The sequence below is a fragment of the bacterium genome, from assembly GCA_021372615.1.
Lineage (GTDB): Bacteria > Armatimonadota > Zipacnadia > Zipacnadales > UBA11051 > JAJFUB01.
On record JAJFUB010000022.1, the window covers coordinates 1 to 23,586 of the forward strand.

At 67.0% G+C, this 23,586-nt stretch carries 18 protein-coding genes; 9 read left to right on the forward strand and 9 right to left on the reverse strand.

The window, feature by feature from the left end; all coding sequences use genetic code 11:
- Window positions 1-633 (reverse strand): phosphotransferase (locus LLH23_03425; protein MCE5237524.1); only part of this gene is annotated, 633 nt, incomplete at its 3' end.
- Window positions 634-644: 11 nt separating this feature from the next.
- The gene (locus LLH23_03430; GenBank protein MCE5237525.1) at window positions 645-1,076 is read right to left on the reverse strand and encodes a universal stress protein; all 432 of its coding nucleotides are present in this window, start codon (window positions 1,074-1,076) and stop codon (window positions 645-647) included.
- Window positions 1,077-1,273: 197 nt separating this feature from the next.
- Between LLH23_03430 and LLH23_03435 the strand changes: the two genes are divergently transcribed.
- The 3 genes from LLH23_03435 to LLH23_03445 are packed head-to-tail and all read left to right on the forward strand — an operon-like array spanning window position 1,274 to window position 4,896.
- Window positions 1,274-2,569 carry a hemolysin family protein gene (locus tag LLH23_03435; GenBank protein MCE5237526.1) on the forward strand — a complete coding sequence of 432 codons (1,296 nt, stop codon included), beginning with the start codon at window positions 1,274-1,276 and terminating at the stop codon, window positions 2,567-2,569.
- Window positions 2,566-3,843, forward strand: a complete 1,278-nt coding sequence (locus tag LLH23_03440; protein MCE5237527.1) for a hemolysin family protein — start codon at window positions 2,566-2,568, stop codon at window positions 3,841-3,843. The genes LLH23_03435 and LLH23_03440 overlap by 4 nt, the downstream gene beginning before the upstream one ends.
- Window positions 3,844-4,896 (forward strand): M48 family metalloprotease, encoded by a 1,053-nt coding sequence (locus LLH23_03445; protein MCE5237528.1) that lies wholly within the window; start codon window positions 3,844-3,846, stop codon window positions 4,894-4,896. It abuts the gene before it with no gap.
- An 80-nt stretch (window positions 4,897-4,976) separates the two neighbouring features.
- On the opposite strand, the gene pheA is transcribed toward LLH23_03445, so the two are convergent.
- A complete protein-coding gene (gene pheA / locus LLH23_03450; GenBank protein MCE5237529.1) occupies window positions 4,977-6,050 on the reverse strand; it encodes a prephenate dehydratase in 1,074 nt (357 codons plus the stop codon).
- A 163-nt stretch (window positions 6,051-6,213) separates the two neighbouring features.
- On the opposite strand from pheA, the gene accD reads away from it, so the two are divergent.
- The 3 genes from accD to LLH23_03465 all read left to right on the forward strand — a co-directional run bounded on the left by accD (window position 6,214) and on the right by LLH23_03465 (window position 9,506).
- Window positions 6,214-7,035 (forward strand): acetyl-CoA carboxylase, carboxyltransferase subunit beta, encoded by an 822-nt coding sequence (accD, locus tag LLH23_03455; protein ID MCE5237530.1) that lies wholly within the window; start codon window positions 6,214-6,216, stop codon window positions 7,033-7,035.
- 170 nt (window positions 7,036-7,205) lie between these two features.
- Window positions 7,206-8,171, forward strand: a complete 966-nt coding sequence (locus LLH23_03460; GenBank protein ID MCE5237531.1) for an acetyl-CoA carboxylase carboxyltransferase subunit alpha — start codon at window positions 7,206-7,208, stop codon at window positions 8,169-8,171.
- 105 nt (window positions 8,172-8,276) lie between these two features.
- Window positions 8,277-9,506 carry a hypothetical protein gene (locus LLH23_03465; GenBank protein MCE5237532.1) on the forward strand — a complete coding sequence of 410 codons (1,230 nt, stop codon included), beginning with the start codon at window positions 8,277-8,279 and terminating at the stop codon, window positions 9,504-9,506.
- Window positions 9,507-9,547: 41 nt separating this feature from the next.
- Here LLH23_03465 and LLH23_03470 read toward each other — a convergent pair whose 3' ends face one another.
- The 6 genes from LLH23_03470 to LLH23_03495 form a co-directional block, all read right to left on the reverse strand.
- Window positions 9,548-10,558: a DUF2029 domain-containing protein gene (locus LLH23_03470; protein MCE5237533.1), complete on the reverse strand. Its 1,011-nt coding sequence runs from the start codon at window positions 10,556-10,558 to the stop codon at window positions 9,548-9,550.
- A 158-nt stretch (window positions 10,559-10,716) separates the two neighbouring features.
- Window positions 10,717-11,448 (reverse strand): SagB/ThcOx family dehydrogenase, encoded by a 732-nt coding sequence (locus LLH23_03475; protein ID MCE5237534.1) that lies wholly within the window; start codon window positions 11,446-11,448, stop codon window positions 10,717-10,719.
- 144 nt (window positions 11,449-11,592) lie between these two features.
- Window positions 11,593-13,833, reverse strand: coding sequence for a vitamin B12-dependent ribonucleotide reductase (locus tag LLH23_03480; GenBank protein MCE5237535.1), 2,241 nt, complete (start codon window positions 13,831-13,833; stop codon window positions 11,593-11,595).
- Window positions 13,834-13,896: 63 nt separating this feature from the next.
- Window positions 13,897-16,545 carry a DNA gyrase subunit A gene (gene gyrA / locus LLH23_03485; protein ID MCE5237536.1) on the reverse strand — a complete coding sequence of 883 codons (2,649 nt, stop codon included), beginning with the start codon at window positions 16,543-16,545 and terminating at the stop codon, window positions 13,897-13,899.
- 112 nt (window positions 16,546-16,657) lie between these two features.
- A complete protein-coding gene (locus LLH23_03490) occupies window positions 16,658-17,617 on the reverse strand; it encodes a hypothetical protein (GenBank protein MCE5237537.1) in 960 nt (319 codons plus the stop codon).
- A gap of 213 nt (window positions 17,618-17,830) precedes the next feature.
- Window positions 17,831-19,804, reverse strand: coding sequence for a type IIA DNA topoisomerase subunit B (locus tag LLH23_03495; protein MCE5237538.1), 1,974 nt, complete (start codon window positions 19,802-19,804; stop codon window positions 17,831-17,833).
- A 459-nt stretch (window positions 19,805-20,263) separates the two neighbouring features.
- On the opposite strand from LLH23_03495, the gene LLH23_03500 reads away from it, so the two are divergent.
- The 3 genes from LLH23_03500 (at window position 20,264) to LLH23_03510 (ending at window position 23,455) form a co-directional block, all read left to right on the forward strand.
- Entirely contained in the window at window positions 20,264-21,259 is a 996-nt protein-coding gene (locus tag LLH23_03500; GenBank protein ID MCE5237539.1) for a Gfo/Idh/MocA family oxidoreductase, read from the forward strand.
- 143 nt (window positions 21,260-21,402) lie between these two features.
- Window positions 21,403-21,894, forward strand: coding sequence for a hypothetical protein (locus tag LLH23_03505; GenBank protein ID MCE5237540.1), 492 nt, complete (start codon window positions 21,403-21,405; stop codon window positions 21,892-21,894).
- A gap of 316 nt (window positions 21,895-22,210) precedes the next feature.
- The gene (locus LLH23_03510) at window positions 22,211-23,455 is read left to right on the forward strand and encodes a homocitrate synthase (protein ID MCE5237541.1); all 1,245 of its coding nucleotides are present in this window, start codon (window positions 22,211-22,213) and stop codon (window positions 23,453-23,455) included.
- Window positions 23,456-23,586: the final 131 nt, after the last annotated feature.

The following is a 23,586-nucleotide window of genomic DNA, read 5'->3' on the forward strand; positions in this document are numbered from 1 at the left end:
AGCCGGACCGTCCGCGTGGGCGGGCGTGTCCTCACGCCCGCCACTCCTGGGGCCACCGGCTTTGCGGGCGTGGGGACACGCCCGCCCACGCGACCCCTCGGTGGCATCACGCGGGTTGCCTTGCGGCTCTGGAGAGCCGCGCTCCATTTGCCCCTTCGTCTCCCGCAGCGCCTTCAGCGATACCTTCGGGTCGAAGTACCGTGGCCAGTCCTTCTTGCCCGAGGGCTTGAGGCGCTCGGCGGCGAGGTGCAGCTTCGCCAGCATGGCGCCGGCCTCGCAGGTCTCGCCCGGATGCTCGGGCTCGGCCGGCACGCCCTCGATGAACTCGAAGAGCTCGTAGATGTGCCCCTCATGCTCGACCCAACGGCTGCCGGAGGGACTGCGGACGATCCTGGGCACCGGCAGCCCGGCCTTCGCAAGGCCATGGATGACGGCATGGTCATACGCCAGTTGGCCCGGATCGGCATAGCGGGGGTTGCGCCGGCGCAGGATGTACTGCCCGCGAGCGCCCACGATGACGAGGCTGGCGTTGGCGGTCCCGCCGGCCGGGCGCATGAAGATGGGCTTGAGGCGCCAGGTCGCCAGGACGGCCCGCGCCTCCCGATCGCTGAGGTGAGTGTTGGTGTGTGCCATAGGTTGGGGTGTCATTCGCTGGCGCGCACGAGCAGCACCGGCACGGAGGCATGGCGCAGCACCCGGTCGGCGATGCTTCCATAGACCCAGCGGCCCAGGCCCGAGCGCCCGTGGGTGGACATCACGATCAGGTCCGCTCCGCACTCGTCGGCATGGTTCAGGATCTCCTCGGTGACATCGCCCCGGCGCACAGTCGCGCCCACCTGCAGCCCCTCGCCCTGCAGGCGGCTCTGGACGCTGCGCAGATACTCCTCGCACTGGGCAGCTTCCTGGTCGCGGTCCACGTAGACCACGTACTCCGCACTGGCCTGGACATCGCTGAGAGGGACGACCGAGACAAGCTCCAAAGCTGCGTGGCAAGCCTGAGCGAGGGCCACGGCGTGTGGCAAGGCCTTCTCGGCCAACGGCGAGCGATCCAACGTCAAGAGCATTCGTTGGTACATGCCCACCTCCCCGGCGCGCCGATCGCCAGTCCGGCGGCGCCATGCGTGTGGCATTTCGTCACGGATGAGGCGATGGCCTTCCTCTAGGCGCGAACCACGGGCCGGCCTCCCGTGGCGCTGGTTCACGCTCCGGCACCGTTGTGCTATAATGACAACCATCGCCTGAGTCCCCGGCAGGCAGCGGGAGGTTCCGCGTCGTGGATGGTTCGCCTGAGGGCGACTTAGCTCGGCTGATTCTGCTGGTCCTGGCGGCTGCGTTCTTCTCCGGGTCGGAGGCGGCGTTCCTCGCCCTCAGCCGCACGCGCGTGCGCCAGATGCAGGAGCGCGGCCTGTTCGGGTCGGGGCTGCTGCTGGTGCAGCACCGTCACCGCGCCGTGGTCCTGTCCGTCGTCATCCTGGGCATCACGCTGTGCAACTACATGGCTGAGCGCGTGGCCACGGTGGCCTCCGTGGCGCAGTTCGGTCCCCATGCCGGGCCCATCGTGGCGATCGCCATCATGACGATCGTCATCGTCGTGTTCGGTGAGGTGATCCCCATCCAGCTCGGCGCGGCGATGCCCGAGCGCGTGGGTCGCATTGCTGCCGTGCTCATCGCGCCCATTGCGATCATCCTCCTGCCGTTGGTGCTTACTCTCTCGTTCATCTCGCGTGCGCTGCTGTACGTGCTGGGCGTGCGTCCCCGCCAGATGCTGCCGGGAGTGAGCGAGGAGCACCTGAAGGCGATGATCGAGCAGAGCGAGGAGCAAGGGGTCGTGGACGCGGGGGAGCGCCGGATGATGCACGGCGTACTGGATTTCGGGGACCGCACCGCCGCGCAGATCATGACCCCGCGCCCGGATATGATCGGCGTCGATGCCCAGCAGACGCTGGCCGAGGCGCTGCGACTTGGGCTCGAGGAACACCACTCGCGTTTGCCGGTGTACGAGGACACGCCGGACCATATCATCGGCGTCCTGCACCTGAAGGACCTACTACCCTATCTCATCAAGGGCGAGATGGACCGGCCGGTGCGCCGCGTCGCCCGCTGCGCGCACCATGTGCCCGAGACCCTGCGGGCCGATGAGTTGCTGCACCAGCTCCAGTCCAGGCGGCAGATGCTGGCCGTGGTCAAGGACGAGTACGGGGGCACCGCGGGCGTGGTCACGGTCGAGGACCTCCTCGAGGAGATCGTCGGGGAGATCGTGGACGAGTACGACGTGGAAGAGCCGGAGATCGTGGAGCTGTCACCCACGGAGCTGCTGTGTGATGCGCGGGTGGGGCTGCACGAGTTGGAGCCGTATGTGGTGGGCGAGCTGCCCACCGAGGAGTATGAGTCACTCGCGGGGGTCGTGCTGGACCTGGCCGGCCGAGTGCCGGGTCCGGGAGAGACGTTCGAGTGGCGCGGCCTGCGGCTCACGGTGGAAGCGGTCAACGGCCCTCGCCTGGAGAAGATCCGGGTGGGGCTGCTGCCCGAACCGGCGTGGGACGAGGGCGAGGAGGAGCAGGGCGAATGAGCAACCTGCTCCTCGGACTGGGAATCGGCGCCATCGCGCTGTGCCTGGTGGGCATCTTCCTGTGCTCGCTGGCGGAAGCGGCCTTCCTGGGGATGAGCCCCACACGGCAGCGCCGCGTGATGGACAGCCGCCACCGCCACGCTCGCCATGTCGTCAGGTTGCTGTCGGACGCGAACTACCTGAGCGCCCTGATCGTGGGCATGAACCTGTTCGTCATCATCATCTCGACGGTGATGACGTTGCTGGTGCAGGACCGGACACCCGAGGGCTCCGAGTGGCTGCACGAGGGCCTGCACGTCGGCATGATCCTGTTCATCATGGTCTTCGCCGAACTCACGCCCAAGACCTATGGCGGCCTGTACCCCGAGCGGGTCTCACTGGCCATGGCGCCGGCCATCATGCTGCTGGCTCGCACTTTCCGGCCGGCAGTGGTGACCCTCCAGCTCATCGCGCGGCCGATCGTGCGGATGATCAGCGGGCACCATCACGGCCGCGAGCTGATGAGCCTCGATGAGATCAGGGCGGCGGCCGACGTCGTCGAGGAAGAGGGGCTGGTGGACGCTGAAGAGGCAGAGATGCTCGACAGCGTCATTGACCTGGGCGAGCGACAGGTGCGGGAGATCATGGTGCCGCGGGTCAACATGGTGGCGGTCGAGGAGACGGACACCGTCGCCGAGTTCGCCGCCGTCGCCAGTCGCAGCGGCTTCTCGCGCATTCCCATCTACGCCGAGACGCTCGACCACATCACGGGCGTCGTCTATGTCAACGACATGCTGCGCCGCCTGGCCGCCGACCGCACCGGCTTCACGCTGCGCGACATCGCCCGCCCGCCGCTGTACGTGCCGGACAGCAAGCGCATTGACGAGCTGCTGCGGGAGCTACGCGAGCGCCGGGTGCACATTGCCCTCGTGGTGGATGAGTTCGGCGGCACCGACGGGCTGGTCACCATCGAGGATATCCTCGAGGAGCTGGTCGGCGAGATCGCCGACGAACATGACACCCCCGAGGAGGAAGTCGAGCGGGTCGGTGACACCGAGGTGGTGGTGGACGGGCAGCTCAAGATTGAGGAGGCCGATGAGCTGCTGGGGTGCCAGCTCCCGCAAGGACAGTATGAGACTGTCGCAGGAATGTTGTCCCAGGTGGCAGGTCACATTCCGGGGCCGGGGGAAACCTTCGAGGTGGCCGGGGTCAAGCTGACGGTGGAGGACGGCGACGGGCAGTTCGTGGGGCGGGTGCGCATGGTCGTAGGCAAAAGGGAGGACGGTGACGGGTAGTTGGCACGCAAGAGCAAGGTCCGCAAGACCAAAGAGGTCAAGAAGTCCAGAGGGCTGTCTCCCGCCGACTTCACCTTTCCGGGAGAGAAGTCGAGCTACTTTGGCGGGGTAGCGGGGATGGCGATCGTCTTTGTGTGGTTAGCCGTCATGGCGTTCTTCTTCCTCAAGAACGCCGCCGGGCAGCGGCTGTGGTATGCGCCCGTGGAGGTGCTGGCCTATCCGGTGCTGGCCGTACTCATCGCCAACATCCTGGCGGCCCGTCCGCGGCAGGCGGAGTTCAAGAAGGCCGGGCGCCAGGCGCGGGTGATGAACAACAACCACGCCGACCTGTACCGGACCCTCGTCCGTCAGGCCTCGGTGCTGGGCATGAAGACCCCGCCGGACATGTACCTGGTGGATGACCCGCACCCCATCATCTTCAGCCTGCCGGCCGGCAAGGGCATCATCGTCGCCAGCCAGGCCCTCCGCCAGGCCCTCTACCCCGAGGAGTTCGAGGCGCTCATCGCCCATGAGATCGCGCACATCGCCTGCAAGCACGTGCGCATGGACATGGCGATGACCTTCATCCGCCACGCGAACGTCGGGATCAAGATCGGGCTCTTCCCGGTGGTGCTGATGACGTTCTTTGCGCGCGCGTGGCGGGACTTGATCGACTTCTCCGCGGACCGCGGCGCGATGCTCATCACCCTGCGGCCGGCGGTCATCAATGCCGCTCTGGTCAAGTTCGCGGTGGCAGCCGACCCCAATGCCGGCATCACCTCCGAGGACCTGCAGGCCTTCCTGGACGGCCAGGGCGACATTGCCACCGACTCGGCGCAGATGGAGCGGCACTTCCGCGTCGGCCAGTTCATGAGTTCGCAGCCAGGCCTGCGCGAGCGCGTCGAGCAGCTCACCGAGTTCCCACAGACCAAGCAGGGCCAGGAGGCCATCGCCAAGGCCGCAGAGATCCAGGGCGTGGCCGTGCCGACCTTCGGCGGTCCGGCCAAGCGCGGCGAGGACGCCATCGAGACCGTGGTGGATGAGGACGAGCAGGAGATACCAAGCGAGATGTAGCGTGCCGCGAGGAGACTCCGAGGGGATTCCCGGCCCGAACCGCGCATCGGTGCTGAGAATCCCTTTGCGTTCGTGGCGGCCTATTCGGGTGCGGCCGGGTAGCTGCCGAGGATCTTGATCTTCTGGCAGTTCTCGCTGAGGCCTTCGAGGGCGGCGTGGACCATCGGGTCGTCCTGGTGGCCGTCGAAGTCTACGTAGAAGAAGTAGGGGCCCTGCAAGCCGGTGGGGGCCGGACGCGACTGGATCAGCGTCAGGTTGATCTGGTGGGCGCTCAGCGGCACCAGCGCCGCGGCGAGCGCGCCAGACTTGTGCAGAGTCGTGAACAGCACCGAGGTCTTGTCCTTGCCGGTCGGGCCCGGGTGGCAGCGGCCCAGCACGAAGAAGCGCGTGCGGTTGTTGCGGTAGTCCTGGATGTCGTCGGCCAGAACGGGCACGCCGTAGTGCTCGGCGGCTTGGGCAGTGCCCAGCGCCGCGACCTCCGGGTCCCGGGCCTCCGCCACGGCGGCGGTCGCAGTCGAGGTGCTCGCTTCCGGTAGTTGCTCGGCCATCGGTATGTGCTTGCGCAGCCAGTGCCGGCACTGGGCCAGCGGCTGCGGGTGTGACAGCACCCGGCGGATCTGCTCTACGGTCCCGTAGCCGAGCAGGCAGATCCTGACATCCACATAGGTCTCGGCGCAGATGGACAGCGAGGTGTCCACGAGGTAGTCGAGGCTGCGGGTGACGACGCCCTCAATGGAGTTCTCGATCGGCACGAGCCCGAAGTCGGCCTCGCGGCGCTCGACGGAGTGGAAGATCTCCTCGATCGCCGGCTGTGGGCGGTAGTCGCAACTGACGCCGAAATGCTGGAGCGCAGCGAGGTGGCTGAAGGTGTGCTCGGGGCCCAGGTAGGCGATGACGGGCGTACGCTGCAGGCTCCGCGACACCGAGATGATCTCACGGTAGATGGCGCGGATCGCCTCAGGAGTCAGCGGCGAAAGGTCGTCGGTGGTCAGCCGCTCGAGCAGTCGCGCTTCGCGCTGTGGATCGTAGACGTCGCGTCCCTGGCTGGCCTTGAACTGGCCGACTTCCGAGGCGATCTGGGCCCGCTCGCGCAGGAGTCGCAGCAACTCGTGGTCAATTCTATCTATTTGTCCGCGCAGGTCGTCCAGCGGCATGGGCACACCCTCCACACATGGTGGGGAGGAGTGTAGCACAAAGGGCGAGAGCGGGGGAAGGGCCGCGTGGGGCCGAGCCAGTCGCGGTCGGTGACCGCTCCCACACACGTGCGGTCGCAGGTACCCGCGTCCACGATACTGGAAGACACGAACGAGGTCACATATGGCATCACTATTCCGCCGGGCCCAGAGGCACCGCGAGCCGGACATCCCGCCCGACCTGTGGGAGGAGTGTCCCGGCTGCCACCAGTTGCTCTACGGCAAGGACCTCGAGAGCGAGCTGTGGGTCTGCAGCAAGTGCAGCCATCACTTCCGCCTCTCGGTCTGGCAGCGCCTGCAGATCACGGCTGATCCGGGGACGTTCATCGAGTGGGACCACGAGATGCCCATCTACGACCCCCTCCACTTCCCGGAGTACCGCCACAAGCTGGAGGACAGCCGCAAGAAGACCGGGATGACCGAGGCCATCATGACCGGCACGTGCGCCATCGAGCGCCAGCCGGTGGGCATCGGCTTGATGGACCTGTCGTTTGTGGGTGGCAGCATGGGCTGGGTCGTCGGCGAGCGCGTGGCCCGGCTGTTCGAGCGCTCGACCCAGGAGGGGATGCCGGTCGTCATCTTCTGTGCCAGCGGCGGCGCCCGGATGCAGGAGAGCCTGGTGTCGCTGATGCAGATGGCCAAGACCAGCGGCGCGGCCGGTCGCCTGGCTGACGCCGGGCTGCCGTACATCAGCGTCCTGACCCACCCGACCTACGGCGGCGTGACCGCCAGCTATGCCTTCCTGGGTGATGTCATCCTGGCCGAGCCCGCCGCGGCCGTGGGTTTCGCCGGCCCGCGCGTGATCGAGGTCACCAACCTGAAGATGGCCGACGGCGTGCAGACCGTCGAGTTCCAGTACGACCACGGCATGGTGGACATGATCGTCCCGCGCAAGGAGATGCGGGAGACGCTGGGGCGCATCCTGCGGTGGGCCATGGCGGGCTGACACCGGCCCCCAGCAACGCGCGTGGTGCCAGTGACACGAGCAGGCGATGTGGAGTCAGTAGGGCGGGCGGTCTCGCCCGCCCCACCGGAAGCGCGCGGGCAAGGCCGCCCGCGCTACTGGCCCTGAGGCAGGACAGAGACACCACCCTAGTCCATGACGTGAGGAACGCCATGAAGAGCAAGCCTGAGCTGGAGACCCGGCTCGCCCAGATAGACGAACGCCTCGTCGAGATGCGCAGGTCCCCCGACTCCAGCGCTCCCCACCTCGAGGAGTTGGGACGCCTGCAGGAGGAGGCCGACGCCGTCGCTCGCGAGCTGTTTGCCGACTTGGAGCCGTGGGATCACATCGGCATCGCCCGGCACGACCGCCGCCCCTACTCGCTGGACTACATCGAGTTGCTGTTCACCGACTTCGTCGAGCTCCATGGGGATCGCCGGCACGGCGATGACGGCGCGATCGTGGCCGGCCTGGCGAACTTCAACGGCGAGCCGGTGGCGATCATCGGCCAGCAGAAGGGCCGCACGGCCACCGAGCGCAAGCAGCGCAACTTCGGCATGGCCCGCCCCGAGGGCTACCGTAAGGCCATGCGCATCATGCAACTGGCGGCCAAGCGGCGCCGGCCGATCATCACCTTCGTGGACACCCCGGGCGCCGACTGCCTGGAGGACTCCGAGAGCCGCGGCATCTCCGAGGCCATCGCCGCCAACCAGCGCGACATGTTCTCCCTGCCGGTGCCGATCATCACCGCGATCCTGGGCGAGGGCGGTAGCGGCGGAGCCATCGGCCTGGGCGTGGCCGACCGGGTGCTCATGCTGGAGTACGCGTACTACTCGGTCATCGCGCCCGAGTCGTGCGCGGCGATCCTGTGGCGCAGCGCCGAGAAACGCAAGGAAGCGGCCGCGGCGCTGAAGCTGACCTCGAAGGACGCCCTGGAGCTGGGGATCGTGGATGAGGTCGTGCCTGAGCCGGCGGGCGGGGCGCATCGCGACCCGGTCGCGGCGGCCACGGCCCTGCGCACCAGCCTGGAGCAGAACCTGGCGTACCTGAAGCAGTACCCGGCGGAGCAGCTCATGGCGTCGCGCTACGAGAAGTTCCGCTGGATGGGCGGACCGGAGGAGGCGCGGCGGGGGAGGTAGCGGCAGGGGTTGGGGCACGGTGGCGAACGCCTGAACACGACTGGCCGAAGCGGTTCGTGAGCACGCCAGCACCCAGACATGCCCTATTGCCAGGGAGGGATGGCCATGCCGGAGAACTACGAGGATGCTCTTGCAGAGCTGACGGGGGGAAGGCCCTTTGTCTTCGTCATCATGGGCTACGGGGATCGCCAGCTTCTATACGAGCGCGTCGCGGCAGTCGTCAGAGACGAGTTTGGCATCGAGTGCCTGCGCGCCGACGAGATCAAGAACGCCGGGTACGACCTGCTGTCGAAGATCCACTGGCTGATCGAGCACGCGGAGGCTGTCGTTGCCGAGATCTCTGTGACTAGCCAGAACGTGTTCTACGAGGTCGGTTACGCGGTCGCCTCCAACAAGTCCCCCCTGCTATTGGTCGAGAAGTCCAAGGCCAAGAAGATCCCCACCGACCTCAAAGGACTGGAGAAGATCGAGTACGCCTTGGACCAGGCCGGTACCGCGCGGCTCGAGCAGGAACTTGTAGCCCATCTGCGGCCCCGAGTGAAGGTCGGTGTGAACCTGCTCCGCGACATGCTGTTGGCCGAGAAGCGAGACAACAACTACATCCTCTCCAGCCCCAAGTACCCCGGGCCCGAGTGCCGCATCTGGGGGCAGGTCTATGATACCCAGACGTTCGGCGATTACCTCGCGATCCTTGGTCTGGTGTCTGCGTTCGGCTCAATGCTGGGACCGGGCAGAGGGGTGGAACTCATCTCCGCTCAGCATAGCCCGCCCGACGCGCAGGACCGCCCCTGGAACCTCTACCTGATTGGCTCGCGCAAGGTCAATCCCCTGACCGAGTCAGTGCTCAGCGAGTTGCAGAAGGGCTCCGGTCACTGGTGGTGCTTCGACCCGCTCCCGGGGGAGGAAGAGAAGGGCGACTGGCCCTCGGCGCTGTACGAGTGTGAGGGCGGTGAACGACTGTGCCGCATGGGAGTGCACTGGCAGCTGGATGAGGCGGCTTCGGGCAACCGGATACCAGTCGAAGGCCGCGGGCGCCAGAGAGCGGTTGTCTGGAAGGAAGACTACGGCCTCATCCTCCGCGGGCCCCACCCCAACCCCGCCAATGGGGGCCGGCTGGTGCTGTTCATGGCTGGTGCGCACAGCCTTGGGACGGGCGCGGCCGGCATCGCCACGACCAACCCGGAGAAGATCAAGCAGATCCGCGACATGCTGCCGCCGGGCACGCTGGAGAACAAGCAGAGCAAGTTCTGGGTGTTGGTGAAGGGCGTCGCCAACGAAGAGTACCGCCTCGACCCCGAGGGCGTCTTCATCGAGCGTGTCGGCATCATCGGCTGAACACGCGCGAACGTGCCGGGGCCTCGGCCGCAGGGCCATCATCAGATCTCCGCGCTGCTCGCGTGCGACTCCGTCGCCTCGCGCGACCTCAGGGCATCGCCGTGAGACATCGCGTCCAGGATCCCCCTGACCTCGAACGCCATCGGCACCAGCAGCAGCGGGAGGTAGTAGTGGTGGGAGAAGGGGGCGAAGAGGAGGGCCGCCGCCGCCACCCATGAGGCCTGGATCTGCGGGGGGCGCCGCCGCATGAGCCACGCCACCAGCCCCGGGAAGACGAGGAACATCCCCATCAGGAACACCCGCCCCCAGGAGGGCAGGGCCGTGTAGCCTGCCAGGCGCAGCGGCAGCAGGCCCAGGGAGGTGTTCATGTTGCCGAAGATCAGCCCGTACATCGTGTTCTGCGAGTAGCGCATCCACTGCCCGTAGCTGTCCACCCCACAGACCAGCGCCCCCAGCGCCCCCCCGATGAGCAGCGCCCCGGCTGCCGTCGGGATGAGGCGACGCGGCTGTCGCCAGGCCATGACCGCCAGCGGCCACGCCGCGAAGGGCTTCACCAGCAGCGATACCCCCAGTAGCACGCCGGGCGCCACCCCCGCCATCGCCAGCGCGAACAGTAGTTGCAGCAACTCCTCGATCTGGCCCGACATGACGCTGAAGTATACCCCGGGCGTCATCATGGCCACAAAGCCCGCCCCGAGCACGCCCCGCCACGTCACGCGGCCGTTCACGATCCACGCCAGCGTCGCCGCAATGCCCCAGAAGCACGCGAAGGCTAGCACGAAGAACACGCGCACAATGCTCTCGGTGGGCAGCGCCCCCAGAGGCCCCAGCAGGGCCGCGAAGAAGGGCGAGTACAGGAACGGCATGGGCTGGCCGTCGGGAGCCTGGACGTCGCCGGTTGGCGTCAGCGGATAGACGCCCTCGTGACGCCACACGTTCTGTGCCGCGCGCGCGTAGACGTGGGCATCCACCATCACGAACCAGCCGCTGAGGCACTTGGGGAGCATGAAGCCGAGGTTGAGCAGCAGGTAGCCGATGAGGATGCCGGTCACGAGTGGGGAGCCGACCAGCGGGAGTACGTGGCCCAGGAGGCGCTCGGCCTGAACGGAGCGGGGGAGGCCAGTACTCGTAGGCTGGTCGCTAATCGTTCGCCCTCGTGTCTGCAGATCGCGTGTGGTGAGCGCCGTCCCCCCTTCCCCGCCTCGGCCGGTCAGGCCGGCACGCCGATGGCGGCGAGGTAGACGGCGATCTCGCGCTGGCCGTCCAGGCCCAGCAGGCTGTTGACCTCGTCATCGAAGAACGCGCCGATGTTGACGCTGGCCAGCCCCAGTGCGACCGCCGCGAGCTGCGCCTGGCCGCCCATGTGCCCGGCGTCCATGTAGATGTAGCGATAGGCGCGGTCGCCGTACTTCCAGGCGCAGCGGTCCACGACCGCCCCGAAGGCCAGCACGACCGGTGCTTCGGCGCACGCGGTCTGGCCCAGGCACGCCTGGGCCAGCGGCTCAGAGAAGTCGCCCTGCGCGAGCTGCGCCAGCGTGTGGTTCCGCACCTGGTAGTGCCAGATGCCCTGGTCGCACCCCTCGACGCGGTGGGCGAAGACGTAGGTCTCATTGGGGTAGAGCGCGCCGGCCGAGGCGGAGGCGCGCAGGCCGTTGGGCCCGTTCTGGGAGGTGAGGCCCTGGATCGCCCAGAGCAACTGCGACAGGCGCGACAGCGGCAAGGTCTCGGGGGCGAAGTGACGCCACGAGCGCCGCTGGCCGATGGCCTCGAACAGCGGCATGCCGTCAACAGTCTGCGGCGCCGGCAGCTCCAGCGTCGCCAGCGGCTCCTCGTACTCCTTGAGGCGGGGCACTTCCCGGGCCCACGTGGTCAGGTTGCCCATCTCGGTGCGGGCGTACTTGGTGACGTCGTGGTACTGCGGTCCGATGCCGGGTTGGCGCATGGGCGGAGCCACCTTCCGTGAGGGGGTCTGTCCCCGCCGCGGACCGACGGTCCGCAGAGGGGGCTGACCCCGTTGCTGTCCCTGCCGGGGACAGACCCCTGCGGCCCGACTGCGTCGGCCCTGCGGGGTCAGTCCCCTATGTCGCTACGCGCACTGACTGTAGCCACACCCGTGGCACTTCAGGCAGCCCTCTTCGTGGGCCAGCGGGCCGCCGCATTCGGGGCAGGCGCCGACGTGGCCGAAGCTGGTGCCGTTGAAGTTCATCGTCATCTGCTTGTCCTGCGGCATGACCAGACGCTCGACGGCCTGGGCGAAGGCGTCGGCGCACGACAGGATCTTGCCGCCGCCCTGTTCCCAGGCGGGCATGTGGCAACTGATGCCCTTGAGCTGCTTGATGATGTGCTCGGACTTGATGCCCGAGCGGAAGGCTAGCGAGATCAGCCGGGCCAGGGCCTCGGTCTGCGACGAGGCGCACCCGCCCGCCTTGCCCATGTTACCGAAGACCTCGAAGGGCCCGTGGTCGTCGCTGTTGATGGTGATGTACAGGCGGCCGCAGCCGGTGGTCATGGCCCGCGTCACGCCGGTGACCTCGGTCGGGCGGGACCGGGGCTCCATCGCCGCCGGCTCCACGTCCTTCTGCTCGTAGCTCTTGCCGGTGGTCAGCACCTGGTTCTCGCGGCAGCCGTCGCGGTAGATCGTGACGCCCTTGCAGCCCAGGTCGTAAGCCAGGCTATAGACCCACGCGACCTCCTCCACAGTCGCCTCGTTGGGGAAGTTCACCGTCTTGCTGACGGCATTATCCGTCGAGCGCTGGAAGGCGGCCTGGATGCGCACGTGCCATTCGGGCGTAACATCGTGGGCGGTGACGAAGATGCGCTTGAGGTCATGCGGGAGGGACGCGATCTCGTGGATGCTGCCGGCGGCGGCGATCTCCTGCATCAGCTCGGGCGTGTAGCAGCCGCGCTCGCGGACCACCTGCTCAAACAGCGGGTTGACCTCCACCAGTTGCGTGCCGTCCATGACCGTGCGGGTGAAGGCCACGGCGAAGAGCGGCTCGATGCCGCTGGAGGCCCCGGCGATGATGCTGATCGTGCCGGTGGGCGCGATGGTGGTGATCGTGGCGTTGCGCAGGCGGAGGGGCTCGTCGGGCCGGTCGTAGACGCTGCCCTCCCAGTTGGGGAAGACGCCCCGCTCCTCGGCCAGCACCAGCGACGCCTTGCGCCCCTCGGCCTCGATGAAGGACATGACGGTCTCGGCCACGCCCACGGCTTCCTGGGAGTTGTAGGGGATGCCCATCTGAATGAGCAGGTCGGCGAAGCCCATCACGCCCAGGCCGATCTTGCGGTTCCCGCGCGTCATCTGCCCGATCTCGGGCAGCGGGAACTGGTTCATGTCAATGACATTGTCCAGGAAGCGCACGGCGCCATGGATGGTGGCGGCGAGCAGGTCCCAGTCCAGCTCGGCCTCCAGCAGCGGGCCCTTGGTCATGCGGGCGAGGTTGATGGAGCCGAGATTGCAGCTTTCGTACGGGAGCAGCGGCTGCTCGCCGCAGGGGTTGGTGCTCTCGATCTCGCCCAGGTTCGGCGTGGGGTTGTCGGCGTTGAGGCGGTCGAGGAAGATGACGCCGGGGTCGCCGCCTTCCCAGGCCAGTTGCACGATGCGGTCGAAGACCTCCCGGGCGTTCAGCTTCCCGGTGACCTGTCGGTTGCGCGGATTGACGAGGTCATACTCCCGGTCCTCGCGCACCGCGTGCATGAAGTCCTCGGTGGCGCCGACAGACAGGTTGAAGTTCTGCAGCTTGCTCTTGTCGCGCTTGGCCTCGATGAAGGCGACGATGTCAGGGTGGTCAATGCGCAGGATGGCCATGTTGGCGCCGCGGCGCGTGCCGCCCTGCTTGATGGCCTCGGTCGCCGAGTCGAACACGTTCATGAAGGAGACGGGGCCGCTGGACACGCCCTGGGTCGAGCTGACGACATCCTCGGCGGGCCGCAGCCGCGAGAACGAGAACCCCGTGCCCCCCCCGCTCTTGTGGATCAGCGCGGTGTTCTTGACGGCCTCGAAGATGCTCTCCATCGAGTCCTCGATGGGCAGCACGAAGCACGCGGAGAGCTGCTGGAACTCCCGTCCGGCGTTCATCAGCGTCGGGGAGTTGGGCATGAAGCGCAGGCTGGTCATCAGGTCGTGGAACTGCTGGGCGCGTTCCTCCACCTGCGCGGGCGTGGCGCCATAGCGGGCATCGGCCGAGGCGATGTTCTCCGCCACGCGGCGGAACATGTCGTCCGGTTGCTCGATGGGTTGCCCTTGCTCGTCCTTCTTCAGATACCGCCGCTGCAAGACTTTGAGTGCGTTGTCGGTGAGTTCGATCTCTCTGGCCGGAAGCGGCATCGCCTGGCTCCTTGGTGTGTGGTCAGGTCTACGGCGTCGTAGCGGCGCGGCCCATGGCGCGCCCTACTTGCGGCCCTTGCGGCGCGGCTTGGGCTTCTCTGCTTCCTCCGTGTCGTCACTCTCGGCCTCGGGCTCCTCCGCCATCTCCTCTGCCTCGTCGCCGAGGTCCTCCGTCTCCTCGACGTAGTCCTTCTCGTCCCCTATCTCGTCGGTCTCGTCGCCCTCCACAGTCTCCACGTCTTCGGCCGGGCTCTCCTGCGCGGTCTTGACGACCTTGGCGATGGCCCGCACCACCGTGCCCTCGTCGGGCGTGACGACCTTGACGCCCTGGGCGTTGCGGCCGGTGCGGCGGATGCCCTTGACCGGCACGCGGATCAGCACGCCGCCCGAGGAGATGCACATCACTTCGTCGTCATTGTCCACCACACAGACGCCTACGACCGAGCCGTTGCGACTGGTGATCTTCAGGGTCATCACGCCCTGGGTGGCGCGGCCCTGGCAGCGGTACTCCGCCAGCGCCGTGCGCTTGCCCAGCCCGCGCTCGGCCACGACCAACAGGTCCCGCTCCTCGTCATGCCGGATGGACTCGGTGCAGACCAGCTCGTCGTTCTTCTGGAGCTTGATGGCCTTCACGCCGGCGGCGGAGCGTCCCATGGGTCGCACGCACTTCTCCGAGAAGCGCAGGGCCTTGCCCATCTTGGTGGCCAGGATGATGTCCCGCGTCCCGTCGGTCCACAGCACCCACTCCAACCGGTCGTTCGGGTGGATGGTGATGGCGATGAGGCCCTTGGCCTTCAGGTTGGTGTCGTACTGCTTGAGCGCGGTCTTCTTGATGGTGCCCAGGCGCGTGACCATGACGAGATAGCCGCCCTGGTCGAAGCTGCGCACCGGCACCCACGCCGTCACCTGCTCTCCCCCTTCCAGCGGCACGAGGTTGATGATCGGCGTGCCGCGAGCGGTGCGGCTGGCCATCGGCACCTGGTAGGCCCGCAGCCGGTACACGCGGCCCTGGTTGGTGAAGACCAGGATGAGGTGGTGCGTCGTGGCGACGAAGATGTCGCGGACGCTGTCCTCCTCCTTCTTCGACAGGGCCACGACACCCCGCCCGCCCCGGTTCTGCAGCCGGTACGTGTCCAGCGGCATGCGCTTGATGTACCCGTCGCGGGTGATGGTGATTGCCATGTCCTCGCGGGCGATGAGGTCCTCGGTGTTGATGTCCTCGGCCTCATCCGCGATGATCTTGGTCCGGCGATCGTCGCCGAGCTCCTTGGCCAGCGCCCGCAGCTCGTCCTTGATGACCTCGTACTTCCGCTCCTCGGAGGCGAGGATCGCTTCGTACTCGGCGATGCTGTCAGCCAGTTCGCCGGCTTCCTTCTCCAGGTCAATGCGCGACAGGCGGGTGAGCTGGCCCAGTTGCATGGACAGGATCGCTTCCGCCTGCAACTCGCTGAACTCGAAGGTGTCCATCAGGGCCTGGCGGGCCGCGGCGCGGTTGTCGCTCTGGCGCACGATGGCGATGACTTCGTCAATGACGTTGATGGCCTTGAGCAAGCCGGCCACGATGTGCTCGCGCGCCCGGGCCTTGGCCAGCAGGAACTGCGTGCGCCGCGTGACGACAGCCAGGCGGTGCTGCAGATAGGTCTGCATCAGCTCCTTCATCGAGCACAGCTTCGGCACCAGCGCGTCGCCCTTGGACACCAGCGCCATCATGTTCGCGCTGAAGTTGGTGCGCAGCGCCGTGCGCTTGTAGAGCTGGTTGAGCACGACGTTGGCGTTGGCCTCGCGCTTGAGTTCGATGACCACGCGCATGCCCCGGCGGTCCGACTCGTCGCGCAGGTCGCTGATCCCCTCGAGCTTCTTGCTCTCCACGAGCTTGGCGATCTGCTGGATGAGCGCCGACTTGCCCACCTGGTAGGGCAGCTCGGTGACGATGATGGCATAGCGGCTGCGGTCCAGCGGCTCGATGACCGCCCGGGCCTGCATGACGACGGAGCCGCGGCCGGTGGCGAAGTACTCGCGGATGCCCTTGGTGCCCAGGATCAGCCCGGCGGTGGGGAAGTCGGGCCCGTGGATGTAGCGCATGAGCCCGCGGGCGTCCAGCTCCGGGTTCTCGATCAGCGCGATCAGCCCGTCCACCACCTCATTGAGGTTGTGGGGCGGGATCTCGGTCGCATAGGCCACGGCAATCCCCGAGGCGCCGTTGCACAGCAGGTTGGGGAACTTGCCCGGCAGGACCTGGGCCTCGTCCTTGCTCTCGTTGTAGTTCGGCTGCCAGTCCACCGTGTCCATGTCCAGGTCGGCCAGCAGCGCCATGGCGACGCGCGACAGCCGCGCCTCGGTGTAACGCGGGGCGCCGGCGGGGTCGCCGTCCACCGAGCCGAAGTTCCCCTGCGGGTCCACCTCCGGGTAGCGCGCGTTGAAGTCCTGCCCCATGCGCACGAGCGTGTCGTAGATGGACAGGTCACCATGCGGGTGGTACGTCTTCATCGTCTCACCGACGATGGCAGCGCACTTGGTATGGGCGCGGTCGGGATACAGGCTCTCGTCGTTCATCGCCTGCAGGATGCGCCGCTGCGAGGGCTTCAGGCCGTCGCGGACATCCGGCAACGCGCGTGCCATGATGACGCTCATGGCGTAGCGCGTATAGGAGTCCGTCATCTCCTCGCCAAGTTCAATCGGCTCGATGGCCCCGGGTTGGTATTGGTCTGCCATGGTGATCCTTCGGAATGGCGAAGTGTGAAGGCAGGATGATGAAGGATGAAGCACGGCGCAACGTGACTGGCGCCCGACTCATCGTTCAGCCTTCACACTTCATCCTTAGTCGCTACAACTCCATTGTCACCGTCGGCACGCAGTACAGCCGCGCCGGCCCCCACGTGTTCGTCACCTTCACGGCCAGCGCGTTGCGGCCGTGGTGCAGCTTGTCGGTCAGGTCCGTCTCGAACGGCACGTACGACTGCTCCGGCCGCTTCTGCACCGCGAGCAGCTTGCCGTTCACGTACAGTTCGTAGCTGTCATCGCCCAGGACCGTGAGGCTCCCGGCGACGGGCAGGCCGTCCACCGCCAGCACCTTGCGGAAGTACGCCGTCGCGAAGTCGCCGATGTCGGTAGGTGTGGTGACACAGGCGTAGCTCTGGTCCTCGACGACGATGTCCGGCGCGCGGTCCGCCACGGCCGCCGCCCACCGGCGGTCATCGAAGCCCGAGGCCGTCCACAGCCGGCCGGGCTTCCGGGCGCAGCGCCAACCGGTCCTGTCGCCCCACGTCTGCGTGATCTCCCCCACCACCAGCAGCCCGTAGCCCCAGGGGGCGATGTCGGTGGCCTCGACGCCGATCACATTGGCCCCCGGATGCAGGACCGCGGCGACATCAAAGCGCCGGGTCTGGCCGGCGCGCTTCTCCTCGCCGATCAGTTGCCCGTTGACGAACAGCCTGAACTGGTCGTCGGCGCATACCTTGAGCATCGCCGCGGTGGGCTTGTTGTCCAGCGTCAGCGTCCGGCGGAAGTACACCGGGTGCATCCGGTTGGCCCCGGCGGGGTGCCACATGAAGCGGTGGCGGGCCTGCTGCGCGGGCGTCATCCACGAGGGGTAGCCTGCCGGGATGTCATACGTCACGTGCACCCAGCCCCGCGCGTCATAGCCCGGCGCGCTCCAGCCCTCCGCCGCGGAGGTGGAGCACAGCCAGCGCTGGGCCAGCTCGCGGGGCATGGGAACGAAGGTCTGGGCACAGGCGGCGGTTGTGAGCAGTACGATGACCGGGCTGATGAAGGCTCGTTGCCACATGAGAGGTCACGTCCGGTTCCCGTCCTGGGCCGGCGAGACGCCGGCACTGATCAGTACAGAGGGGCCTCGGCCGGCGGGACGCCGGCACTGCTCGGTCAGGACGGCCCTTGGCCGGCGAGACGCCGGCACTGGTCGGGAGGAGGGTCCTGGGCCGGCGGGACGCCGGCACTCGTCGGTACGAACGGCCCTGATCCCTGACCCCTGGTCCCTGCCTTACGCCCACAGGTCCAGATCAGCCGTGTTCTTGGCGTGCTCGACCAGGAAGTCGCGCCGGGTCGGGACGTTGTTGCCCAGCAGGATCGTGATGATCCGGTCGGCTTCCTGCGCGGCCTCCAGCGTCACCTGCAGCAGCACGCGCTTCTCCGGCGCCATCGTGGTGTCCGCCAGGTCCTCGGAGTCCATCTCCGACAGACCCTTGAACCGAGACACGACGGTCTTGCGGTTGCCCAGGCGCTTCTGGAGGCCGGCGAGTTCATCGTCGTTGAGGGCGTAGTGGGTGTCACTCCCGGTCTTCACGCGATACAGCGGCGGCTGGGCGATGTAGACATAGCCGTCGCGCAGCAGCGGCTGCATGTAGCGGAAGAAGAACGTCAGGAGCAGCGAGCGGATGTGGCACCCGTCCACGTCCGCATCAGCCATGATGATGATCTTGTGGTAGCGCAGCTTGTCCAGGTCGAAGCTGCTGGAGGCTTCGGACGCTTCGTCGTGGTCGTGCCCGTTCCCATTGCCGTTTCCGTTGCCGTTGCCACCGTTCATGTGAATGCCGGTGCCCAGGGCGGTGATGAGGCACTGGATCTCCTCGTTGTCGAGCACCCGATCCAGGCGCGCCTTTTCGACGTTGAGGCCCACGCCGCGCAGGGGCAGGATCGCCTGGTACTTGCTGTCGCGCGCCTGCTTGGCGTTGCCGCCGGCGGACACACCCTCCACGAGGAACAGCTCGCTCTCGTTCGCGTTACGGCTGGAGCAGTCCGCCAGCCGTCCGGGCATGCCGCCGCTGGACAGCGCCGTCTTGCGGGTCGCCTCGGCCGCCTTGCGAGCGGCATCGCGGGCGCGGGCCGCTGTCTCGGACTTGCTGACAATTCGCTTGGCCACCCGCGGGTTCTCAGCCAGGAACTCGCTGAGGCCCTCGCCCACGATCGAGTTGACCAGCCCCTCCACCTCGCTGTTGCCCAGCTTGGTCTTTGTCTGGCCCTCGAACTGCGGGTCGAGCAGCTTGAGGTTGATGACCGCCGTCATCCCCTCGCGGACCTCGTCGCCGCTGAAGTTCCGTTCCTTCTCCTTGCGCAGGCCGTTGCTGAAGGCGTAGGTGTTGATGACGCGCGTTACGGCGGTCTTGAAGCCGGAGAGGTGGGTGCCACCCTCGATGGTATGGATGGCGTTCACATAGGAAACGATGTTCTCATGGATGCCATCGTTGTACTGGATGGCAATCTCGACATCCACGTCCTCGCGGCTGCGCTGGAAGTAGATGGGCCTGTGCAGGATCTCCTTGCCGTCATTGAGCTTCTCGGCGTAGGCGCGGACGCCGCCCTTCTCGTGGTAGACCTCCTTGCGCTCCCGGCCGGGGCGCTCGTCTTCGTAGACGATCTTCACCCCGGCAGACAGGTACGCCAGCTCGCGTAGGCGCGTGGCGACGGCATCCCACTCGAACTCGTAGGCGCCGAAGATCTCCGGATCGGGCTTGAAGCGCGTGGTGGTGCCGGTGCCCTTGGCGTTGCCGATGACCTGCAGCGATGCCTCGGGCTTGCCGCGCTGGTAGCGCTGGAAGTGCCGCTTGCCCTTCTGGGAGACCTCGACCTCGAGCCACTCCGACAGGGCATTGGTGCACGACACGCCCACACCGTGCAGACCACCGGACACCTTGTACGCGCCGCTGTCGAACTTCCCGCCCGCATGGAGGGTAGTCATCACGACCTCGACGGCCGGCCGCTTCTCGGTGGGGTGCTTGTCTACGGGGATGCCGCGGCCGTTGTCTATGACCTCGGCGACGTTGCCCGGCTTGAGGGTGACGTAGATGGTGTCGCAGACGCCGGCGAACACCTCGTCAATGCTATTGTCAATGACCTCGAAGAGAATGTGGTGCAGGCCCCGGCTGCCGGTGGATCCCACGTACATCGCAGGCCGGTGACGGACGCCCTCCAGGCCCTTGAGGACCGTGATCTTCGAGGCATTGTAATCCTGCGACATGGCGACTCCTTCTTGCGGCGCGACCGCGGCTACCGGGCATGTCGGGAAGGCCAGAGTAGCCTTCAGCCCACAACCACACTGGTGGCTCAAGGCCAGCACAACGCCCCGCTACACCCGTTGGGCACGAGCCTGAAGATCCCTGTCGGTGGGGTGATTGAGGGAACTGTGCTATGACTATCGAGAGCGTATGACCTACCCCGGAACGGGCTCTCGACGGACTGCCGACGGCAGGGGCATGACAGCGCGAATCTAGTCTGTTCAGTATACTAGAACGACCCCCCAAAAGTCAAGTTTTGCGCCCGTCTGAGAGACTGCGAATCACGCCGTTTCTGTATATGTTCGATAGGTCATAGTTATACAGTTTTGCGCCGGCATGAACGGCCGGGGAGGTCATGGAGAAAGCGGAGCGAATGTCCCTGCAGACGACCCACTCAACCTGCCGGAAAAGAGGCTCCTCCCATGCCCAAGAAGACCCTGAAGATCGCCATGATCGGCTGCGGTGGTAACGCCCGCGGACACATGAGTCGCCTGCTCAAGATTGACGGCGTGAAGATCGTCGGGCTGTGCGATACGGCCGAGGCTGCCACCCAGGCGGCCCAGGCTCTCGACGCCTCCATCGCCCAGGCTCCGGTGTTCACGGACTACAAGAAGATGCTCAAGGCCGTGGCGTGCGACGCCGTCGAGATCTCGACCCCCCACACCCAGCACTTCGATCAGATCATGGCCGCTCTCAACGCCGGCAGGCACGTGCTGTGCGAGAAGCCGATGGTGTGCAGCGTGGCCCATGCCAAGAAGGTCATCGCCAAGGCCAAGAAGACCGGCCTCACGGTGGGCGTGTCGTACCAGCGGCACACGCTGCCGCCGTACCGCTACTGCCGCAAGCTCATCGCCGAGGGCGCGATCGGCAAGGTCAACTTCATCAGCGCTCTGCAATCACAGAACTGGTACCGCGGGCGCATGGCGCGGCGCGACTGGCGCGGCCAGATGGCGCTCTCCGGCGGCGGGCAACTCAACGACTCGGGCAGCCACCTGCTGGATATCCTGCTGTGGATGACCAACCTGCAGCCGGCCGAGGTCTTCGCCTACCAGGACAAGCTGGAGGCTGAGGTTGACATCCTCACGGGCATGAGCGTAAGGTTCGATGGCGGTGCCATCTGCAACATCTCGGTGGTCGGCCACGCCGTCAACTTCATGGAGGACATCACGATCTGGGGCGAGGACGCCACGCTGGCGATCCGCGGCAACGAGATCTGGCGCTGGTCGGATGAGACGCGCGTCGTCGTGCCCGAGAGCGAACTCGAGCCGGCCTCGGACCCGGACTCCAACTTCATCGCCGCCCTGCGCGGCAAGGGCGCCGTCCAGGCCACACCGCAGGACTTCCTGAAGGTCATCCAGCTCTCGGAGGCGGCCTGGGCGTCGGCCGACAGCGGCCAGCCTGCGCCCGTGACGCGGTAACCGTACGGGACGCCGTGTGGGAGCGGTCACCGACCGCGAACTGCCCGTACCGGACGAGACGTGGGAGCGGTCACCGACCGCGAACTGCCGGTGGCCGCTCCTGCACATGCCCCTCGCCAAAGGACCGACAGCGTACCATCGCCATGCTCGCCAAACTCGCCCGCGTCATCCTGGCTTTCACCACCTTCCCGCTCGTCGGCGCCTATGGGCTGCGCTGGGTGGGCAGCTTCGTCAGTCAGATCATTGGCGCCACCGGCGTGGTGGCCCACCCCGCTCTGGCCCTGGACATCGTCGGCGGCCTCGTAGGCCTGCTGCTGGGGCTGATTCTGGCCGTGCAGATCGTCGGCTGCTGCGTCCAGCCTGAGACATCCCCCGTCCGCCCCGTCGGCGACACTATTCTCATTATCCTGGGCCTGACGCTGGTCTTGGATGTGGCGCTGGCCAAGGCGTTCGGGGGGATGGAGTGGCTGCGTTGGCTGCCGGCGGGCAGCCTGGTGGTCTGGGCCGGGGCCGCGGCCGCCACCGCCAGCCTGCACCGCCTGCGCCGCAGCCGTCGCATGGCGTCCCCGGGGGACGACATGCCTCCGCCCTATCCCCCACCGCTGCCCCCGTCCGAGCCATATCCCCGACCCTAAAGTGCCCCGACCGGGGCACTCCGTCTTGTCACGAGCCGGGAAATCCGCTAATATGCCAGCAACGACGGGCGGTGACACCGCCCGTTGGCCTGTAGCACCCGGCCACGGCTCGTGGCCTTCGGCTCCAAACGGGACACCCGCATGACGACCCTTCGCGTCGCCATCATCTCCGGTTCCAGGCGTTCCCCGCATCGCGGGAGGGTTGATGCTGGCCCCATCCCTACCCGCGCCGTGGCTGAATAGCTGTCGCATCGGCCACGGCCTCAGTGTAACCGCCCTGTCGTACCCGAAGTCTCAGCAAGAGGATGGTGATCCCATGCCCCGGATAGAGTTCATTGATGTCACTAACCGCGACGGCGAGCAGACTGCCCGCATCGCTTTGTCCAAGCTGCAGAAGACGGTCATCAACTGGCTGCTCGATGACATGGGCGTGTACCAGAGCGAGATGGGCTTCCCGCTCAGCCCCCACGAGCGCAACTACATCAACGCCAATGTCGCGCTGACCCGCGAGAACGGTGAGATGGGCCCGCTGCTGAAGCACATCCAGCTCAGCGGCTGGTCCCGCGCCGTCGCCGCCGACGTCCAGAAGGCGCAGCAGCAGACAGACATCGAGCATTTCAACCTGTCCATCTCCACTTCCGAGCAGATGCTGCAGTGGAAGTTCCGCGGCAAGTTCTCGCGTGAGGACATCATCAAGATGATGGTGGACGCCGTGGCGGCGGCCAAGGCCGGCGGCGCCAAGACGGCCGGCGTCAACGCCGAGGACGCTTCCCGCACCGATGTCGGCTTCCTGATTGACTTCGCCAGCGCCGGCAAGGAGGCCGGGGCCGACCGCTTCCGCTACTGCGACACGCTCGGCCACGACGACCCCACCTCCATCGCCGAGCGGATCGGCACCATCGCGAGGGAGACGCAGATCCCGATCGAGTTGCACTGCCACAACGACCTGGGCCTGGCGGTGGCCAACTCCTGCGCCGGCGCCGTGGCCGCCTGCGAGCAGGGCGTGGACGCCTTCATCAACACCACAATCAACGGGGTGGGCGAGCGCGCCGGCAATGCCGACCTGGTCTCCTGCGTGCTGGCGCTGCGCTACGCGGCCAATTGGCGCAACTGCGGCTACGACCCCGGCACCATTGACCTGACCAAGGCCTGGCGCATCGCCAACTACGTGGCCGACGCGTTCGGTCTGCCCATTCCGATCAACCAGCCGGGCGTGGGCTCCAATGCCTTCGCCCATGAGTCCGGCATCCACGCCGACGGCGCCCTCAAGGACCGGCACAACTACGAGCTGTATGACTACGAGAGCCTCGGCCGGGGCGAGAAGATCGAGATACCCACCGGCCGCGTCATCACCACCGGCGCGCACGGCGGGGCCTCCGGCCTCGAGTACGTCTACGCCCAGATGGACCTGGGCTTCCGCGACGAAGAGCACAAGCGCGAGACGCTCTACCTGTGCCAACTGGCCAACCTGCACAACCAGGCGCCGCTGAGCCGCGAGGAGCTCTGGCTGATCTACCACTACCCGCAGGTGTGCAAGCAGTTGTTCACAGTGACGGCGTAGACGGGGATTCGGGATTCGGCAACGACCTACCGGACGGGCCCGGCAGCGATGCCGGGCCCTGTTGCGTTCTGCGCAGGCCGTGGGAGGCGCATCGTGTGCGCCGGGCCCCGCGGCACTCGGTACATGCCAGC

Excerpts from the sequence above, each read along its gene's own strand:
- LLH23_03430 (MCE5237525.1), bottom strand. The coding sequence starts at position 1,076 with ATGTACCAACGAATGCTCTTGACGTTGGATCGCTCGCCGTTGGCCGAG.
- LLH23_03440 (MCE5237527.1), top strand. The coding sequence starts at position 2,566 with ATGAGCAACCTGCTCCTCGGACTGGGAATCGGCGCCATCGCGCTGTGC.
- pheA (MCE5237529.1), bottom strand. The coding sequence starts at position 6,050 with ATGCCGCTGGACGACCTGCGCGGACAAATAGATAGAATTGACCACGAG.
- accD (MCE5237530.1), top strand. The coding sequence starts at position 6,214 with ATGGCATCACTATTCCGCCGGGCCCAGAGGCACCGCGAGCCGGACATC.
- LLH23_03460 (MCE5237531.1), top strand. The coding sequence starts at position 7,206 with ATGAAGAGCAAGCCTGAGCTGGAGACCCGGCTCGCCCAGATAGACGAA.
- LLH23_03465 (MCE5237532.1), top strand. The coding sequence starts at position 8,277 with ATGCCGGAGAACTACGAGGATGCTCTTGCAGAGCTGACGGGGGGAAGG.
- LLH23_03475 (MCE5237534.1), bottom strand. The coding sequence starts at position 11,448 with ATGCGCCAACCCGGCATCGGACCGCAGTACCACGACGTCACCAAGTAC.
- LLH23_03480 (MCE5237535.1), bottom strand. The coding sequence starts at position 13,833 with ATGCCGCTTCCGGCCAGAGAGATCGAACTCACCGACAACGCACTCAAA.
- gyrA (MCE5237536.1), bottom strand. The coding sequence starts at position 16,545 with ATGGCAGACCAATACCAACCCGGGGCCATCGAGCCGATTGAACTTGGC.
- LLH23_03490 (MCE5237537.1), bottom strand. The coding sequence starts at position 17,617 with ATGTGGCAACGAGCCTTCATCAGCCCGGTCATCGTACTGCTCACAACC.
- LLH23_03495 (MCE5237538.1), bottom strand. The coding sequence starts at position 19,804 with ATGTCGCAGGATTACAATGCCTCGAAGATCACGGTCCTCAAGGGCCTG.
- LLH23_03500 (MCE5237539.1), top strand. The coding sequence starts at position 20,264 with ATGCCCAAGAAGACCCTGAAGATCGCCATGATCGGCTGCGGTGGTAAC.
- LLH23_03505 (MCE5237540.1), top strand. The coding sequence starts at position 21,403 with ATGCTCGCCAAACTCGCCCGCGTCATCCTGGCTTTCACCACCTTCCCG.
- LLH23_03510 (MCE5237541.1), top strand. The coding sequence starts at position 22,211 with ATGCCCCGGATAGAGTTCATTGATGTCACTAACCGCGACGGCGAGCAG.